This is a genomic window from Tumebacillus flagellatus (genome assembly GCF_000714935.1).
In the GTDB taxonomy this organism is placed as follows: Bacteria; Bacillota; Bacilli; order Tumebacillales; family Tumebacillaceae; genus Tumebacillus; species Tumebacillus flagellatus.
In genome coordinates, this window is the sequence record NZ_JMIR01000008.1 from 92,440 (window position 1) to 108,667 (window position 16,228).

19 protein-coding genes are annotated in these 16,228 nt (G+C 54.5%); 12 read left to right on the forward strand and 7 right to left on the reverse strand.

Annotated elements, in window-relative coordinates:
- Positions 1–15: 15 nt before the first annotated feature.
- The 8 genes from EL26_RS07585 to EL26_RS07625 all read left to right on the forward strand — a co-directional run bounded on the left by EL26_RS07585 (position 16) and on the right by EL26_RS07625 (position 6,358).
- The gene (locus EL26_RS07585; RefSeq protein WP_052036112.1) at positions 16–1,230 is read left to right on the forward strand and encodes a sensor histidine kinase; all 1,215 of its coding nucleotides are present in this window, start codon (positions 16–18) and stop codon (positions 1,228–1,230) included.
- A 7-nt stretch (positions 1,231–1,237) separates the two neighbouring features.
- A complete protein-coding gene (locus EL26_RS07590) occupies positions 1,238–1,957 on the forward strand; it encodes a response regulator (protein ID WP_038086277.1) in 720 nt (239 codons plus the stop codon).
- Positions 1,958–2,134: 177 nt separating this feature from the next.
- Positions 2,135–2,623 (forward strand): DUF1453 family protein, encoded by a 489-nt coding sequence (locus EL26_RS07595; RefSeq protein WP_038086279.1) that lies wholly within the window; start codon positions 2,135–2,137, stop codon positions 2,621–2,623.
- Positions 2,624–3,011: 388 nt separating this feature from the next.
- Positions 3,012–3,530, forward strand: coding sequence for a methylated-DNA--[protein]-cysteine S-methyltransferase (locus EL26_RS26425; RefSeq protein ID WP_038086282.1), 519 nt, complete (start codon positions 3,012–3,014; stop codon positions 3,528–3,530).
- 150 nt (positions 3,531–3,680) lie between these two features.
- Entirely contained in the window at positions 3,681–4,133 is a 453-nt protein-coding gene (locus tag EL26_RS07605) for a hypothetical protein (protein WP_038086284.1), read from the forward strand.
- A 5-nt stretch (positions 4,134–4,138) separates the two neighbouring features.
- Positions 4,139–4,606, forward strand: a complete 468-nt coding sequence (locus EL26_RS07610) for a hypothetical protein (protein WP_052036113.1) — start codon at positions 4,139–4,141, stop codon at positions 4,604–4,606.
- Between the two features lie 35 nt (positions 4,607–4,641).
- Entirely contained in the window at positions 4,642–5,895 is a 1,254-nt protein-coding gene (locus EL26_RS07620) for a glutathionylspermidine synthase family protein (protein ID WP_038086286.1), read from the forward strand.
- 22 nt (positions 5,896–5,917) lie between these two features.
- On the forward strand, positions 5,918–6,358 hold the full coding sequence (locus tag EL26_RS07625; protein ID WP_238546076.1) for a DUF350 domain-containing protein: 441 nt from the start codon (positions 5,918–5,920) through the stop codon (positions 6,356–6,358).
- An 83-nt stretch (positions 6,359–6,441) separates the two neighbouring features.
- On the opposite strand, the gene EL26_RS07630 is transcribed toward EL26_RS07625, so the two are convergent.
- Positions 6,442–7,116, reverse strand: a complete 675-nt coding sequence (locus EL26_RS07630) for an HAD family hydrolase (protein ID WP_038086288.1) — start codon at positions 7,114–7,116, stop codon at positions 6,442–6,444.
- Positions 7,117–7,209: 93 nt separating this feature from the next.
- Here EL26_RS07630 and EL26_RS07635 point away from each other — a divergent pair, with 93 nt between their 5' ends.
- Positions 7,210–8,463, forward strand: a complete 1,254-nt coding sequence (locus tag EL26_RS07635) for a glycosyltransferase family 2 protein (RefSeq protein WP_038086290.1) — start codon at positions 7,210–7,212, stop codon at positions 8,461–8,463.
- Positions 8,464–8,484: 21 nt separating this feature from the next.
- On the opposite strand, the gene EL26_RS07640 is transcribed toward EL26_RS07635, so the two are convergent.
- From EL26_RS07640 to EL26_RS07650, 3 genes are read right to left on the reverse strand one after another with little or no spacing between them, the layout of a single operon-like run.
- Complete coding sequence (locus EL26_RS07640; RefSeq protein WP_038086292.1) at positions 8,485–9,363, reverse strand: hypothetical protein; 879 nt, start codon at positions 9,361–9,363, stop codon at positions 8,485–8,487.
- Positions 9,360–10,493 (reverse strand): DUF3696 domain-containing protein, encoded by a 1,134-nt coding sequence (locus tag EL26_RS07645; RefSeq protein ID WP_038086294.1) that lies wholly within the window; start codon positions 10,491–10,493, stop codon positions 9,360–9,362. The genes EL26_RS07640 and EL26_RS07645 overlap by 4 nt, the downstream gene beginning before the upstream one ends.
- A 1-nt stretch (position 10,494) precedes the next feature.
- Positions 10,495–11,520 carry a DUF262 domain-containing protein gene (locus EL26_RS07650; RefSeq protein ID WP_038086296.1) on the reverse strand — a complete coding sequence of 342 codons (1,026 nt, stop codon included), beginning with the start codon at positions 11,518–11,520 and terminating at the stop codon, positions 10,495–10,497.
- 122 nt (positions 11,521–11,642) lie between these two features.
- Here EL26_RS07650 and EL26_RS07655 point away from each other — a divergent pair, with 122 nt between their 5' ends.
- Together EL26_RS07655 and EL26_RS07660 are read left to right on the forward strand one after the other, a co-directional pair.
- A complete protein-coding gene (locus tag EL26_RS07655) occupies positions 11,643–11,882 on the forward strand; it encodes a carboxymuconolactone decarboxylase family protein (protein WP_038086298.1) in 240 nt (79 codons plus the stop codon).
- Positions 11,883–11,936: 54 nt separating this feature from the next.
- Positions 11,937–12,161, forward strand: coding sequence for a carboxymuconolactone decarboxylase family protein (locus EL26_RS07660; RefSeq protein WP_038086300.1), 225 nt, complete (start codon positions 11,937–11,939; stop codon positions 12,159–12,161).
- 59 nt (positions 12,162–12,220) lie between these two features.
- Here EL26_RS07660 and EL26_RS07665 read toward each other — a convergent pair whose 3' ends face one another.
- The 3 genes from EL26_RS07665 to pckA form a co-directional block, all read right to left on the reverse strand.
- Entirely contained in the window at positions 12,221–12,775 is a 555-nt protein-coding gene (locus tag EL26_RS07665) for a CBO0543 family protein (protein ID WP_038086302.1), read from the reverse strand.
- A gap of 143 nt (positions 12,776–12,918) precedes the next feature.
- Positions 12,919–13,362 (reverse strand): large conductance mechanosensitive channel protein MscL, encoded by a 444-nt coding sequence (mscL, locus tag EL26_RS07670; protein ID WP_038086402.1) that lies wholly within the window; start codon positions 13,360–13,362, stop codon positions 12,919–12,921.
- 148 nt (positions 13,363–13,510) lie between these two features.
- Positions 13,511–15,097, reverse strand: a complete 1,587-nt coding sequence (pckA, locus tag EL26_RS07675) for a phosphoenolpyruvate carboxykinase (ATP) (protein ID WP_052036125.1) — start codon at positions 15,095–15,097, stop codon at positions 13,511–13,513.
- 310 nt (positions 15,098–15,407) lie between these two features.
- On the opposite strand from pckA, the gene EL26_RS07680 reads away from it, so the two are divergent.
- On the forward strand, positions 15,408–16,220 hold the full coding sequence (locus tag EL26_RS07680; RefSeq protein ID WP_038086303.1) for an HAD family hydrolase: 813 nt from the start codon (positions 15,408–15,410) through the stop codon (positions 16,218–16,220).
- Positions 16,221–16,228: the final 8 nt, after the last annotated feature.

The following is a 16,228-nucleotide window of genomic DNA, read 5'->3' on the forward strand; positions in this document are numbered from 1 at the left end:
ATAATGAGGGGGAATATGCTGGAAAGGTTGTGCCGCAACGTGATCAAACGCGCCTTGCTCGCTCTCGACACCGTCACCGACCGTTTGTTGACCGGACGAACGCTGGTGGCGTTGGCGATGGCGTTTTTTGCATATCGGGACGTGGTGCACGGAACCGTCGGGCAGCAGTTGATGAGCGCCGTGCTGATCCTCCTGTACTACGGGGTGTTCTGGTTCGCCGACAAGTGGCGGACGAAGCCGCAGATCTGGGGCGTCACTCTCGTGATTTCCGTCGCCACCGACCTTAACGTGTTCGGGTTTCACGCGGGCTGGTGGAGCGTGATGCTCTATCTGTTTTTGATCGGGTTTTACGCCATCCGCGTGCCCGGACCGTTTGCCGCGCTGCTCTCCGCGCTGGTCGGTTTGCAAGTGATGGTCCTGCAAGAGCTCTACGGCGCGACGCTCCAAGACCGCTTGGGTCTGCTCGTCGGCATCGTGTCGGTCTACATCGGCTTACGTGGATATCGCCTGCGCCGGGAAGCGCACGAAGTCAGCCGCCAACACTTGGAAGAGCTGCAAAAAGCCCACGCCGAACTCCAAGAAGCGACCGTCAAAGGCATGCAGCACGCCGTGCTCGAAGAGCGCACGCGCATCGCCCGCGACATCCACGATTCGCTCGGGCACAGCTTGACGTCGTTGATCGTTCAACTGCAGGCGTTGCAATATCTGACTTCCGACGCCAAGCCGGAAGTCAAGGAGATGGTCGGCAACATGCTGCACGTCGCCCGCACCTCGCTTGGCGAAATTCGCACGTCCGTCCATGCGCTCGCCGATGACAAGTCGGTTGCCGGCGTGACGTCTCTGCGCGCGTTCGTCTCGCAAGTCGAAGCGCACACGCACTTGACGTGCACCTTCGAAGCACCGGAAGAGCTCGATCTCTCCACGGAGACGACGGTCACGCTCTATCGGGTGTTGCAAGAAGCGGTGACCAACGCCGTCCGCCACGCTGGAGCTTCCCGCCTCTCGGTTGAAATTTCGGAAAAAACCGACCTTTCACATCCTGCCTTGCAACTGACGGTCCGCGACGACGGAACCGTGAAACCGGGCGACGTGATCGTGCCGGGATTCGGCATGACCGGGATGCAAGAGCGCATCAGAGCGGCGGGCGGGACGCTTGCGTGTACACCCGTCGAACCGCACGGCTTGGAAGTGACCTGCACCGTGCCGAATCCAACACAGCAAGGGGAGTGACAGCAAAATGGAAAAAATCCGCGTCGTGCTCGTCGACGACCAGAAGATGATCCGCCAAGGCTTCGGCTACGTGATCAACGTCCAGCCGGACATGCAGGTGGCGGGCGAAGCGGAGAACGGAGAAGAAGCGGTGCGCGTCGTGTTGGAGCAGCAGCCGGACGTCGTGCTGATGGACGTGCAGATGCCGATCAAGACCGGCATCGAAGCGACCCGCGAGATCATCGCGCAACTGCCGCAGACCAAAGTCGTGATCCTCACCACGTTCGACGTGCACGAGTACGTGTTCGAAGGCATCCGCGCCGGAGCGGTCGGCTATCTCTTGAAAGACTCCGACGCGCAAGAGATGCTCGACGTCATCCGGGCGGCGCAGCGCGGCGAAGCGATCTACCGCACGGCGACGGCGGCGCAAGCGCTCGGGCAGATGCTGGCTTCGTCGCAATCGTCCGCCCCGCCCGCGCAAACCGAAACTGCTTCGAGAAAAACGGAACCGACACCCCCCGCCGGGCAGATCGCGTCGAACTTCCAACTGCTCGAACCGCTCACCGAGCGGGAACTCGACGTGCTGCAACAGATGGCGTACGGCCTGCGCAACGACGCAATCGCGCAAAAGCTCACGATCTCCGAAGGCACCGTCAAAACCCATGTGCACCGCATCCTCCAGAAGTTCGGCGTCGACGACCGGACACAAGCGGTTGTCGTGGCCCTCCGCAATCGACTCGTGCAGTAGTCTCCATACATCCACAGGTGTAAAAATCGGCGGTCTCTATCTCTGGATAGACCGCTTTTTTACTTGCAAGATCAACCCCTTGGTAGATTCCGCCACTCTCGATCCCGCTTACAATAAAGCCATAGAGATCAACGAAATCCGTAAAACAAACCATCACAACCAAGGGGTGTTACCAAAATGGATATGAAAACTCTCGTCATCGCACTGCTGATCTTCCTCGTCGTCATCCGGGCGCAACTGCGCAGCCGCCAATTGAGCGCCCGCCAGTTCTTCCTCCCGCTGCTCGTCTTGCTGTTCGGCATGTACACGGCAGCCAGCATCCCCGGCATCGCCGTCGGCGACTGGGTCACGCTCTTCGTCGGCACCGTGCTCGGCTTGATCGTCGGCATGATCCAAGGCAAGTTCGTCCGCGTCTTCCAAGAAGGCGGCGTCTGGTACATCGCCGGCTCGATCGCATCTGTCGGCCTCTGGCTCGTCTCGATTCCGATCCGCTACGGTCTCAAATACGGCATGTCCGCTCTGATTGCAACGCCGGATCTGTTCTCGTTTGACAGCAACAACTTCATGGTTCCGTTCCTCTTCTCCATCGCAGGTCTCATGCTCGGCCGCATCATCATGGTTTGCCTGCGCTACCCGAAACAAGCGTCTTCCTGGCTGAGCCACTAAGATGAAGATTCGATGAAGAATTGAAAAAACGGACATCTCCCAAACGTCTACCCTCATATAATACGGATATAAACCGATTAGGAAAAAGCCGACACGGCTAAGGGAGGCATGACGGTGCAAACTAGAACCAGAGGTGTTTCCAACATGACCAGAAGTGAACGTAAGCGTCTGGATTGGCTGACCGAGAAGTCTCGCGCAGGTCGTATGACGAAGCAAGAGCAACTTGAGTTCGGCGAAGCACACCTGGAGAATCTACGCAACACCGCCGCAAAGACTCGCAAATAGCAGAGGATGTTCGAAAAAAGATCCCGTTCTCCACTGGAGGAAGGGATCTTTTTGACATAAGGCGAAGGAATAGGGCAGTGAAACCGGAGAGGGAGCGTGGCGCATGAACGTCTATTGGGATCGCGTGGAGAACGCGGGCAACCAGTACTATTTGGCGAAAACGGACAAAGGGCTGCTGGTGACGACGCTGGCGGGCGAGGACGAGTCGTATTTCAGCGAACGCGTGCGGCAGAAAGAGCCGGGGGCGGTGCTGATCCATGACCCGCAGCGCTTGGCGAGCGAGACGCAGCAAGTGCGGGAGTATTTCGCGGGAAAGCGCTTCGAGTTTGACGTGGAGTTTGATTTGCGCGGGACGGAGTTTCAAGTGGCGGTGTGGAAGGCGCTGTACGACATTCCGTACGGCGAGACCCGATCGTATCTCGACATCGCCACCGCCATCGGCCGCCCGAAAGCGGTGCGCGCCGTCGGCGGTGCGTGCGGGGCGAACCCGGTTTCGCTGATCATCCCCTGCCACCGCGTCGTCGGCAAGTCGGGCGCGATGACCGGCTTCTCCGCAGCAGGCGGCATCGAGTCCAAGAAAAACATGTTGGCGTTCGAAGCGGGGCATGCTGCTCTGCTGTAACAAACCAACCTGCCGTCCTTCTAGAAAAAAGCACTTCGCCCTGAATCAGGCGGAGTGCTTTTTGTCATTTCTGTGATAAAATAGTTTGGAACTTTATCTCGTTTTTTACGTATATTCATTTATCAATGATAAAAAAGGAGGGATTCCCGGATGGCACGTCTGGAGTACCGCCTGTTCGACGAAGCAAACGGCTTCCCGGTCGTATACTACTACGACCGCATCGGCAAAGCGGAGATCGCCACGCGCATGTGTTGCGACTACTTCGTCAAGGAAGGCAAGATCTACGAAAAAACGTCCACCGCCATCGACGCCGGCGTGTACGTGATCTATGTGCAACTCGCCGAAGACGAACAGATCGTCGACCCCACGCAAAAAGCCGAGTGGAAGACGATCCGCATCGAACTGCGTGAATATAAGGAAGATACGGACTATTACCCGGTGATTCACACGTATGAATTTCGGGATGAAATGGAAGCGCTTTTGCACATGCAAAGCCAGTTTCTGTACCTCTACGGCAAAGAATGGGAAAAAACCTCGGCGGAGATCGACGAGGACCGCAAAGTGTACGTGTGGTACGCCACAGGAAATCCAATGGGAGGGTGACGGGGATGGAGCAAAACGAGAAGAAAAAAATCAACAAAACCACCATGCTCGTCGGCCTGTTCGCAGCGACGGCCGTTGCGGTGACGGCCGGTTGCGGATGTTCCAGCCAACCGAGGTACTCGCAACAGGACGTCTGCCGGGACGATGACAACAACGGATACTGCGACGACAACAATTATCCGGCCGACCACTCGAACTTTATCTACATCGGCGGACACAAAACGTACTACCGTTCCGGGCATTACCCGAGCAGTAAGTCGTACGGAAGTTCCGGCTACAGCAGCGGTTCGTCGTCCTCCGGCAAGTCGGGGCAGTCGAGCTCGTCTTCGTCCGGCTCCGGCAGTTCCTCGTCTGTGAAACCGCCGTCGAGTTCCAGCGGAACCGGCAGCGTCATCGGACGCGGCAGTTCCAGCGGCGGCGTGTCGAGCGGCAAATCGGGCGTCGGCTCGTCCGGCGGTTCGAGCAGTTCGTAATCCAACAGTTCGGGTTTCAGACGAGGAGTGAGGGTGTGGAGTACGCGGCACGACGGGATTTGATCTACGGACCCTTGCGTGAAGAGGGGGTTTTTACCTGGGATTGGATGTACGGCGAGGAGTATGCGCTCGCCTCGTTCCATACGATTTCACAAGCACAGCGTCAAGAGCTGGCGGCGGCGACGGAAGCGTTGGGCCGAATTTTTCATAAAGTCGCGGGCATCGTCCAGCAGGCGCCCGATGAGTTGCTGTTGCAACTGGGCATTCCGGAAGCGGCACTCGGAGCCGTGCGCGTTACGGTCGCGGATGATGTGACCACGCTGGTCGGCCGCTTCGACTTCGCGTCGACCTCGCAGGGGCTCAAGATGCTGGAATTCAACAGCGACACGCCGACTTCCATTGTGGAAGCGTTTCACGTCAACGGCCGGGTCTGCGAGCACTTCGGCGTCGAGGACCCGAACCGCGGGATGGTGCAGCACCTGCGCGACGGCTTTGGGCGGCTTCTCGCACGCTATGCGGAGTTGGGCTATCCCGTGGAGGAAGTCTATTTCAGCGCGCTCGATTGGCACGACGAAGACGCCGGCACCACGAAGTACCTGCTGGAGCAGTCGGGTTTGCGCGGACAGTTCATTCCGCTTGCCGACCTGCGCTATTACGATGACCAGTTGGCGGCGTACAAAACGTTCGGCGACGAGTGGGAGTTGCACCGCATCGACGTGCTGTACCGTCTGCACGCGTTGGAGAAATTGGCGGAAGAGTGCGATGAGGAAGGTTTTCCTACGGGCGCGCGCGTCCTCGACTTGATCGCGCGACGGAAACTTGCGGTGATCAACCCGCCGCAGGGGTTCATCGCGCAGACGAAAGCCCTGCAAGCGCTGATCTGGAACCTGCACGAGACAGGGGAGTTTTTTACCGAACAGGAGCATGAGGCGATTGCGCGGTATATGCTGCCGACGTATCTGGAAAACCGCTTTCTGGGCGAGTCGGAGTATGTGACGAAACCGATCTTCGGGCGCGAGGGCGGCGGCGTGGTGTTGTGGACTCGCGACGGGCAAGCGGAAGAGCAGGACCAAGAAGCACATTATTGGGAGCAACCGATGATCTATCAACAGCGGGTGGAGTTGGAGTCGATTTCCGTGGAGACGTTGCGCGGGACGTATGACGGGCATCTGCTGTGGGGGTCGTTTCTGATCGACGGGCAGGCGTCGGCGATTGTGGCGCGCGTCGGCGGCAAGATCACGGGAAATCTCTCGTACTATCTCCCGGTGGGTGTGACACAACCAGACTAGACAGCGGGGAGGAATTGGAGGAATGTTGGAGATGCAATGGGAAAGCTTTTTGAACTTTTTGCTGTACTTGGTGGTAACGCTGCCCCTGATGGGGTTCGGGCTGTTGGTGTTTGCGTTCACCACGCCTTATAAGGAATTCAAACTGATCGCCGACGGTTCCAAAACCGATGATCCGCAAAAAGTCAACGCCGGCAAAGCGGCTGCAAACGACCTCGGCGGCAAAGTGATCGGCCTCGCCATCGTAATGGCGTCGGCGATCTATCACTCGGTCTCGCTGGTCGACCTCGTCATCTGGGGCGTGATCGGCACGGTGTTCCAAGTGGGGGTGTTCTATCTGTTCGAGTTGTTCACGCCGTTTAAAGTGATCGCCGAGATTCCGAAAGGCAACGTGGCGGTCGGGATCTTCTCGTCGCGTTTGAGCATTGCGACGGGGTTGTTGATGGCGGCGTTGATTTCGTACTAGAAAAAAGAACGCTTCCGTTGAGTTGCTCGGAGGCATTTAGGAAGAAAGGGACGCGCCCGTTTGGGCCGTCCCTTTTGACTACGTTACGCGTTGGATTTGGTTTCGTTGAGTTTTGCCAAAACGTCGGGGAGCGGTACGTCCGCCATCGACGGGATTTGCAGGTGGTACTCGTCAAACGGCATCTGCGCCGTCAGCGTGTTCGGCACGGTGACGCAGAACATTCCGGCGGCGACGGCGGCGCGGGTGCCGTTCGGCGAATCTTCAAACGCGACGGCGTGCTCCGGCGCAACGCCCAGAGCTTCCAGCGCGCTGAGGTACAATTCCGGGTCGGGTTTGACGTGTTGCACATCGTCGGCGGTGCGGAGCACGTCGAAGTAGTCGAACAACCCGTGGTCGCGCAGATGCTTCTCCACCCAGACGCGCTGGGAGCTTGACGCGAGGCCGATGCGCAAGCCCAGTTCCTTCGCATGGCGCAGGTAGTCCTCGACGCCGGGGCGGACGGTTTCTTCCCGCATCAGAGCGGCATGGCGGGTGCGCATGCGTTCATGGGCGGCGTCGCGGTCGACCGGCGCGCCGGACACTTCTTCCAGATAGGCAATCAGATCAAACGCCGCATCGGTTGTCCCGAGCACGCGGGCGTAGAGATCGAGCCCAAGCGTCTGCCCGCGCTCTTCGTACAACTCCGCCATCACGCGGTACCACGGCGTCTCTGTATCAATGATCAATCCGTCACAGTCAAATACCACAGCTTGGATCACTCCGAGTCCCCCTCTCTTGCTCACGAGTCCATCTTACACCATACCGGTATGCTATAGTAAAGGGAAGAGAAGGTGCGGAAAGGGAGTTTTACTATGATTGTTTACCAGATATTGGCGGTTCTCGTCGTTTTTTATTGGGTACCGATGCTCTTCCTCCATCTCGCCGGACTCCCCAAAGTCCCGCGCTTGAAAAAAGTGCTGAGCCCGCTGGCGGACGAGCCGCTCGTGTCGGTCATCGTGGCTGGCAAGGAAGAGGAAGCGTCGATTGCCAAGACGCTGGAGACGCTGCTCGCTCAGCAGTACGGGCGCTTGGAGATCATCGCCGTCAACGACCGCTCGGAGGACGCAACGGGGGAGCGGATGGAAGACGTGAAGCGAAAATGGGAGGAAGAGCACAGTGGAGGCGAGCTTGTCGAGGCGCACGTCGGAACTGAGTTTGAAACGCGGCAATCGACCAAAAGCTCCGTATCCAGCGGGGCTGTGACGCGCTTTGAAGTCGTACATATCGAAACCCTGCCCGACGGGTGGCTCGGTAAAAACCACGCGCTCTACGAAGGCTACCTGCAAGCGCGGGGCGACTACATTCTGTTCACCGACGCGGACGTGCGGTTTTCGCCGTTTGCCCTGCGGTCGGCGATGGCGTTTTTTCAGGAGTTGAAGTTGGATCATCTGACGGTGTCGCCTTTCTTGGTGGCGAACCGTTTTTGGCTGCGGGCGTTTGTGCAGTTTTTTCTGTATTCGCTGTGTTTGTTGAAGTGGCCGTGGAAGCCGAACGACGACCGCCAGCACAAGCAGGGCTTTGGCATCGGGGCGTTCAACTTCCTCACGCGCTCGGCGTATGAGGGAGTCGGCACGCACCGCGCGATCGCGATGCGCCCGGACGACGACTTGATGCTCGGGATGAAGATCAAGCAGGCGCGGTTGAAGCAGCGCATGGGCATCTCGCCGGAACTGCTGCAAGTCGAGTGGTACCCGAGTGTGGGCGACGCGATGCGGGGGTTGGAGAAAAACCTGTTTGCCGGGCTGAACTACTCGCTCTGGATGGTGCTCGTCGCCACGGTGGGACAGGTGGTTTTTTTCTTCCTGCCGTTTCTTGCGCTGTTCTTGCCGGGCTGGGAGGGGTGGCTGTTCCTCGTCTCCGTCGTCTGCAACATCGCGATCTACCTGCTGTACACGCGCAAGATGACGTCCTACTCCGGGCTTGAGGTCGTGGCACTGCCGCTGACGGTGCTGTTGTTTCTGTTCATCTTCCTGCGCTCTACGTACCTGACGCTCCGGCGGGGCGGGATTTATTGGCGGGGGACTTTTTATTCGCTGAAGGAACTTAAAAAGGAGCAGACGCGATAGGGCGTCTGCTCCTTTTTGCAACTAGAGGTGTTTTCCGATGTGTGCGATTAAAATTTTTCCTTCCTCAATTTCCGGAAGTCCTTGAAAGAAATAAAGTCGATCAAACCTCTGTTTCATATCCAATTCGAATTTGGTATGCGGTTCACAGATAATTTTTACTGGAGTTCCGTCTGCGTCTTTAAATTCAAACTCAAAACGTTTAGCTGCTGAACTTTTATTTCCCACTCCTTCCATAGAGGCGGCGATTTGTGTTAGTGATTGGAATGCCTTTAATACAACTCCCATTTTCTGTTTTGGATTTTGTTGAACAACAAACGGGAACTGATCGTTTAATGCCGTGAGGTGACGGATGATCTCATATTTGTAATCTTCGAATGGCTTACTTAGGGTTTTCAACGAGTCTGCAACGTTGTCATGGAAGAACAAGTTTGTAAAACATAACTTCACTTCTTCCAAAAATGACTCGATATCAGGGCAATTAATCAAGTAATGTCTATGAGCTATGATCAGCTCATGAATCGTAGTTACATGCAAAGCATATTGTTGATGAGGGATCCTCAGAAATACTAACGCAACTTGTTGGCTACTAGAACCAGATCCGACCTCTGCACAAAAAGTTTGATATTCTGAAGACTCCATAGATGGAGTCCTATCAATAAGCTGCGTGAGCAGTTTTCGCTCTCCTACGTTATTCCCCGTGCTGTTGTCATACATCCAATCTGCCAACTCAGTCTTACCATCAAAGGGTATACCATAGATATCCTCACATTTGAAAAATTCATCTCCGTAAAGGCGAGCGGAAGTTGAAACTTCGTACAATTCAGTTAATCGGGCATGAAGATCAGGCAGTTTAGCTCCCTGTGCAAAGGAAGTGGTTTCAAAACACAGCGTTAGGCTCATTCGCGGTTCTCCTCGCGTTTGATCTTATTTCTATTTCGCTTAATTTGCAGTAGTTCTTTGAGGTCTTCCTGTTCTTGATCGAAAAATCCGATCGGCCAGTGCGAAAGCTCTCCATTTTGTAAGAGTTTTAAGGTTTCAACAGTAACTCCTTTAGGTGACTTAGCGAAGAATTGGATGCTGAAATCATCATGTTGGTCTGTACCAGCCATAAAGATTCTCATCCCGTTGACTACGTGTTCGCTGTGTGTTTCGACAATTACTTGAATACCAGCCGTTGAAAGAGCAGCCAAAAACCTTCCCATTCGAGATTGCCCAAGAGGGTGAAGATGTGCCTCTGGATTCTCGACTAGAAGTGTAGGGGAATCTTCGGTAGAAAGTAAAAGACCGGCTACTACAACTGGTAGTGTATAGCTGATTCCGAATCCAGTGTTCGTAGGCGAGGTATAGAGTTGATCTAATATGCTGTTGCTATATAGGGTTTGAACTAAATTCTGATCATGTAGTGTTTGGTATGATAACTGTAAATCAGGGAACAGGAACTGCATCCACGATTCTACATGATGAGAAAATTGCGTAGATTGTTTAGCAAGGATTAATTGGTTATGTATTGTCCGTTTTGATCTGTCAGCCAAGAATATGGCATGTGATACGTACTCTCCTTGGCAACCAACATCAATTCGCGACGAGGGGGCCATGTTTAATGATTTACGTGGTCCAAAACGTTCAGCGTGAAGATAACGAAATGACCCCGCAAGTGGTACGTGATTTTTATCTTGTGTTGAGAGAGTTGCTTGGAGAATGTGAGTCTCTTTATGCCCATCGAAAGTGAACTCGAAGTTGGTTTTGAGTTGCTTTTCGTCTGTCATTGTCAGGCGGATGAGCGGTTGCGCCTGATTCGTAAAAATACTGGCAGCATTTCCCAATTGCAATTCATAAGCGCCGTTTAATTCCACTTCTAGTACATCTTCATGTTTGGCGGCAGATTCGAGAGTTTGACGGGCTATTAATAAGGATTGCACGACTGAAGACTTTCCAGCCCCGTTCGCGCCAACCAGGACGGTTACAGGTGCAAACCCAATCGACTGATCGTTAAAACATTTGAAATTACTTATGTGTAAAGTTCGTAACATACTACATCATCTCCTTTAGGAAATTAGTAAATAAAAGAATTTGTTTTGAAATCTGAGATCTACGAGGGCTCCATTTCAACATAATATCAGCAAATTGTCGATCAGTGGATAATTTGCGTAGATAGGATTCTTTAAATCCTATCTGTTTTAGGTAACGGACATCCAAATTAGACATAACAACTGAAATGATTAAAAATAGAGATTTTCGAAATCGCTTCGTAATAGGGTCATCAAAAGCATAGGCTCCTAGATATGTTTTACTGTTAGTTAGAGCATTAGTAAATAGTTCTCTCCAGGAATTTTGATTGAAAGAAAGAGCGTCATTTATATATCCGGCAAACATCCTCAATTCAGCATTCATGTTATTTGATAGATCAAGTTCCTTTGTTTCGTTATTATACCTTGATATTAAAACCAAGAAATAATAGACTAATTCTTCTCGTCTGAAATGTTTTTCGGATAGATTTGGTGTCATGAACATGAATAGATCATCAGTAGACAAGTCATAAAGAAAGTTTCGTGCTTCTGATGAAAGATTGGAATAAATAACCTCGAATTCAGTAAGTAGAGTGCCACCCGTGTTAATTCGCCGGAACATTTCCATCTTTAGTTCATCACTTGTGCGTGAATCAATTACCACAAAGTTTAATGTGGTGTGCATGAAACGGTGTTGGAGTCGATCGGGTAAATCCTGAAATCTAATATTTCTAAGTTCGCTAAGATAATTTGCATCGCTCAATACAAGCTCACCATTTACAAAACGCAAAATAGTCATTAAGCGTTGCACGCCATCGAGCACATCCCATTCTCCCCAACGTTCTTCGTTTACGTAAAAAAGAGGCAATGGAATGCCCATGAGCAGTGACTCGATTAACTTTGATTGCTGGTTCTGATTCCATACTAGCATTCGATGAAATTGAGGGTATAGGTTGATTTCATTTGCGCGAATGCGCTCTATTACATGGTATATAGAGATTTGTTGATTCGTATATCGGACACTATCTTCTGGAAAAAAGAAAAAAAACATGTAGCATCCCCTTTCTATAACCTTGCCTTGTTATTCTGTAAAACCATGTCCATTTCCTTGTTTGATAGTAAAAACATCCCGTGCAATACTAGAAGCAGAGCAACAGAAAGTGAGGGATAGCCATGTCGATCATCAAGCCTGTCACCAACGAGCAAGTAGAACAAGACCTGCAAGCGGCGTTTGCCCGTTCCGAAGCGAACTCCGGCTCTTCGAACATGTTGCGCACGTACGCGCACAACCAAGAGCTGGCCAAGGCGTTCTCCGCGTATTACAGCGCGCTGTGGAACAAGGGTACGGTCAATCCGGTGCTTAAGGAAATGCTTCGCTACCGAGCCGCCACCGTCGGCGAGTGCGTGTACTGAAGCACGGCACGCCCGTCTTGGGTCAAGACTGAATTTGGTCTCACGGAAGAGCAATTGCAACAAGCCAACGACTACCGCGCCTCCGACCTCCCCGATTGGCACAAAGCCGCCCTGCAACTCGTCGATCTCATGGCCGCCAACGACTTGAGCGGAAGGGACGAGGTGTACGCGATTCTCCAAGCGCATCTCTCGGACTCGGAAGTGGTGGAGATCACGATGTGCATCGGGTTCTTCCTCGGCACGGGGCGCGTCAATCGCTTCCTCGATGTGGAGTTCTAAGCCAACATGCAAAAGCCCCGGCTGTGTGCCAGGGATTTTTTCTTGCAGACGGGTCGTGCTTACCGCGCCGTGCCGCTTCGAAGGCGGACGGTCATCCATCTCACGAAACAGGGCAGTGCGATGTAGATCGGGAACGAGTAGATGTGTTTCCAATGGGTCAACTCATAGATGCCAAGACATTCCAACAATTGTTCTCTGACGAAGGCGTACAGGGCGGAGAGCAACACGACGGCGATGGTGAAGTTTTTCCACGCGGGCAGTTTCTCGTAGATCAGCATGAAGGGCACGCTCATCAACGTGACATCGGCAGGAAACAGCGGCGGTGGAACTCCGAAGATCTGGTCCTTATAGCCCCACAACAGCAGATTGGTGCCCAGTGCATCGAGAAACGTGGAGATCATCCCGAGCAGCAACCCGAAATACAGCAATTCAAACGAGCGGCTGCGATCCCGCAAGCGAAACCAAAGCCACCAAGGCGCAAACGCCACGACGAGCAGCAGCCAAAAGTTGAACGAGAACAAGTCATGATGCAACCAATGCGAGTATTCGGCATCGCGCAATTGTTTGCGGATTTCTTGGACTTGGGAAAACGTCGGGTATTGCGCAGTGTACATGAGGCTCTCTCCCTGGGAAAGATTCCGATCGTGCGGCTGCCGCGAAAACCAGAGGTCTCGCACAGCCGTTTCCTACTACTGTTGTCCAAGAATCGCAAGAAAAAACCCTGACTTCGTGCCAGGGCTTTCACTTGCCAAACACACTATGCCACCGGATGCTCGTCCAGCTCCGAGGTGCAATGCCCGCACCGCGTCGCTTTCAGCGGGATGGTGCTGAGGCAATACTGGCACTCCTTGGTGGTGACCGGTTTGCCTTCTTTGCGTTTGAGGCGGTTGATCTGGCGGACGACGAGGAAGATCACGAACGCGACGATCAGGAAATCGAGCACGTTGTTGAGAAATTGGCCGTAGTTCAGCGTCGCGGCGCCCGCTTTCTTCGCTTCGGCAAGCGACCCGTAATGCCCGCCGTCCAGCGACAGGAACAGGTCGGAGAAATCCACCCGCCCCACCAACATCCCGATCGGCGGCATGATCACGTCGTTGACCAGCGACGTGACGATCTTCTGAAACGCGCCGCCGACGATCACACCGATCGCCAAATCGATCAAATTGCCGCGAAGGGCAAACTCCTTAAACTCTTTGAGCATGGTTTTCATCATACCCGAGTCCCCCTTCTTGGTTTTTGGTTGCCATAGCATTCGCCAAAACTAGTATTTTTATGTCAGTAGAAGCAAAAAAAAGCACCCGACCCGCTTGGGCCCGGTGCTTTTTCAATACTATTTTTCAAAAAATGACTTACAGCGCAGTCTTCGGTGCCGCCGACTTGATGTCGTCCGAGACAGAGCCGAACTTCTCGAAGTTCTTCACGAAGCGGCCAGCCAACGCGAGCGCCGCTTGGTCGTACGCGCCTTTGTCTTCCCACGTGTTGCGCGGGTTGAGGACGTGCGCCGGAACGTTCGGCACTTGGGTCGGGATGGAGAGACCGAAGATCGGGTCTTTCACCCATTCCACGCTGTCCAGTTGCTTCTCGATCACAGCGGTGACCATCGCGCGGGTGTACGCCAGTTTCATGCGGGAACCCGTGCCGTACGCGCCGCCGGTCCAGCCGGTGTTGACGAGGTAGACTTTCGCGTCGTGCTTTTCGATCTTCTGGCCGAGCAGTTCCGCGTAGACGGTCGGTTGCAGCGGCAGGAACGGTGCGCCGAAGCAGGTGGAGAACGTCGCTTCCGGCTCGGTAACGCCGCGCTCCGTGCCCGCCAGTTTGGAGGTGTAGCCGGAGAGGAAGTAGTACATCGCTTGTTCCTTCGTCAGTTGCGCGATCGGCGGCAGGGTGCCGGTTGCGTCCGCCGTCAAGAACACGATCACGTTCGGATGACCGCCGATCGACGGGAACACCGCGCCCGGAATGTAGTCGAGCGGGTACGCCGCACGGGTGTTTTCCGTCAGAGCAGCCGAGTCGTAATCCGCCACGCCGGTCTCTTGATCCACGACGACGTTCTCCAACACGGTGCCGAACTTGATCGCGTTCCAGATTTCCGGTTCGCCGGTCTGCGAGAGCTTGATCGTCTTCGCGTAGCAGCCGCCCTCGAAGTTGAACACGCCGTTGTCCGTCCAGCCGTGCTCGTCATCGCCGATCAGACGGCGGTTCGGGTCTGCGGAGAGCGTGGTTTTGCCGGTGCCGGAGAGACCGAAGAACAGCGCCACGTCGCCCGCTGCGCCGATGTTCGCCGAGCAGTGCATCGGCATGACGCCTTGCGCCGGGAGCAGGAAGTTCATGACGGAGAAGATCGATTTCTTCATCTCGCCCGCATAGTGCGTGCCGCCGATCAGCACGACGCGCTTCTCAAACGAAACGACGATGAACGCTTCCGAATTCGTGCCGTCGACAGCCGGGTCCGCCACGCAGTTCGGCACGGCGATGACGGTGAATTGCGGCGCATGGGTTTTCAACTCGTCCTCCGTCGGGCGGATGAACAGTTGATGCACGAACATATTCTGCCATGCATATTCATTGATCACGCGGATCGGCAGGCGGTACTGGAGGTCAGCTCCCGCAAACCCGTCGAACACAAACAGTTCCTGCTTGGTTTTCAGGTACTCGGTCACTTTGTTGTAGAGCGCGTCGAACTTCTCCGGGGAGAACTCTTGGTTGACCGGGCCCCATGCCACGGTGTTTTCCGAGAGGGCATCGCGGACGATGAATTTATCCTTCGGGGAACGGCCGGTGTACTTGCCGGTGGTCACGCTGAGCGCGCCGGTGCTGCTGAGGATCGCATCTCCGCTTTTCACAGCTTCTTCGACAAGCATCGGGACAGACAGGTTGTAGTGCACAGTCGCGGTGTTGTCCAAGATCGTTTGCAGATCGGCAGTTGCGGTTTTCATGGTGGTCATGGGAGGAGTCAAATCCTTTCCGTTTCGAGGTTTCCGTAAGTATGTTCCTATAATCGTTTGCTGAGCAAGGAATGTTCCGCACTCAACGCATAATGAGCTATACTATTTGCCTTGAGTATAACACAATGCCTGACAAGCGGAAACACCTTTTTTGGAAAAAAAGTTTGGCGGTTTTTTGTCGGGCTTGTTCTATTTCGAAAAGGATGTCGTTTTTAAGTTAAGTTGTGTTCACAAAGTCGAATGCTGTGTTATAATGAAGTTCCCTGTTCGACTTGAGAGAATGGGGAGAGGAGGAGACGGTATGATTCGTGTGATTGCAGTGGATCTAGACGAGACGTTGTTAGCACCGGATAAGTCAATTCCAGCTGAGAACAAAGCAGCGTTGCAACTTGCCCAAGAGCGAGGCATCCGGGTCGTGATCGCCACCGCGCGCGGGTGGGGCCGAACGGAGGCTTTCTATAAGGAACTGGAGCTTCAGACGCCTGTGATCGTCTCTTCCGGTTCGCGGGTGGTCGACGGTCGGACGGGGGAGGACCTGTGGATGCACCGCATGCCGATGGACTTTGCCCGCGACGTCTGTGCATTTTGCGACGAGCAGGACATTTCCATCCGCGTCTATGTCGGGCAGGAGGTCTGGAACAACCGGGACACCGACCCGCTGTTGAACGCGCCGGTCGCCGAAGACCGCATCGTCCGGAACATGGCGGCGAAACTTCCGGAAGCCCCGTATCAAATCTACACCAAGGGCGAGCGCAATGTCGCGCTGCTCCGGGAGCGATTCGGCAAACAGGGCGACGGCTTTCTTCTCAACATCACGAAGTACGCCGACGGCATTCCGGAAGTGATGATCCTCAATCCTCTGGGCACCAAGGGCGAAGCGTTGCGCGCACTCTGCGAACAATGGGGCGTCCCGCGCGAGCAAGTGATGGCGGCGGGTGACAATTTCAACGACCTCTCGATGATCGAGTGGGCCGGATTCGGCGTCGCGATGGGCTGGGCCGTGCCGGAAGTGCGCGCTTGCGCCGACTATGTCACAACGCCTGATAACCAAGCCGGCGTCGCCGAAGCGATCTACTACTTGCTGGAAGACCGCCAAGAGCCTTCCGCTTCGTAAGGAAACGA

Bases quoted from the DNA above. Each gene is read 5' to 3' on its own strand.
- EL26_RS07585 (WP_052036112.1), top strand. From the start codon at position 16: ATGCTGGAAAGGTTGTGCCGCAACGTGATCAAACGCGCCTTGCTCGCT.
- EL26_RS07590 (WP_038086277.1), top strand. From the start codon at position 1,238: ATGGAAAAAATCCGCGTCGTGCTCGTCGACGACCAGAAGATGATCCGC.
- EL26_RS07595 (WP_038086279.1), top strand. From the start codon at position 2,135: ATGGATATGAAAACTCTCGTCATCGCACTGCTGATCTTCCTCGTCGTC.
- EL26_RS26425 (WP_038086282.1), top strand. From the start codon at position 3,012: ATGAACGTCTATTGGGATCGCGTGGAGAACGCGGGCAACCAGTACTAT.
- EL26_RS07605 (WP_038086284.1), top strand. From the start codon at position 3,681: ATGGCACGTCTGGAGTACCGCCTGTTCGACGAAGCAAACGGCTTCCCG.
- EL26_RS07610 (WP_052036113.1), top strand. From the start codon at position 4,139: ATGGAGCAAAACGAGAAGAAAAAAATCAACAAAACCACCATGCTCGTC.
- EL26_RS07625 (WP_238546076.1), top strand. From the start codon at position 5,918: ATGTTGGAGATGCAATGGGAAAGCTTTTTGAACTTTTTGCTGTACTTG.
- EL26_RS07635 (WP_038086290.1), top strand. From the start codon at position 7,210: ATGATTGTTTACCAGATATTGGCGGTTCTCGTCGTTTTTTATTGGGTA.
- EL26_RS07640 (WP_038086292.1), bottom strand. From the start codon at position 9,363: ATGAGCCTAACGCTGTGTTTTGAAACCACTTCCTTTGCACAGGGAGCT.
- EL26_RS07645 (WP_038086294.1), bottom strand. From the start codon at position 10,493: ATGTTACGAACTTTACACATAAGTAATTTCAAATGTTTTAACGATCAG.
- EL26_RS07650 (WP_038086296.1), bottom strand. From the start codon at position 11,520: ATGTTTTTTTTCTTTTTTCCAGAAGATAGTGTCCGATATACGAATCAA.
- EL26_RS07655 (WP_038086298.1), top strand. From the start codon at position 11,643: ATGTCGATCATCAAGCCTGTCACCAACGAGCAAGTAGAACAAGACCTG.
- EL26_RS07665 (WP_038086302.1), bottom strand. From the start codon at position 12,775: ATGTACACTGCGCAATACCCGACGTTTTCCCAAGTCCAAGAAATCCGC.
- mscL (WP_038086402.1), bottom strand. From the start codon at position 13,362: ATGCTCAAAGAGTTTAAGGAGTTTGCCCTTCGCGGCAATTTGATCGAT.
- pckA (WP_052036125.1), bottom strand. From the start codon at position 15,097: ATGAAAACCGCAACTGCCGATCTGCAAACGATCTTGGACAACACCGCG.
- EL26_RS07680 (WP_038086303.1), top strand. From the start codon at position 15,408: ATGATTCGTGTGATTGCAGTGGATCTAGACGAGACGTTGTTAGCACCG.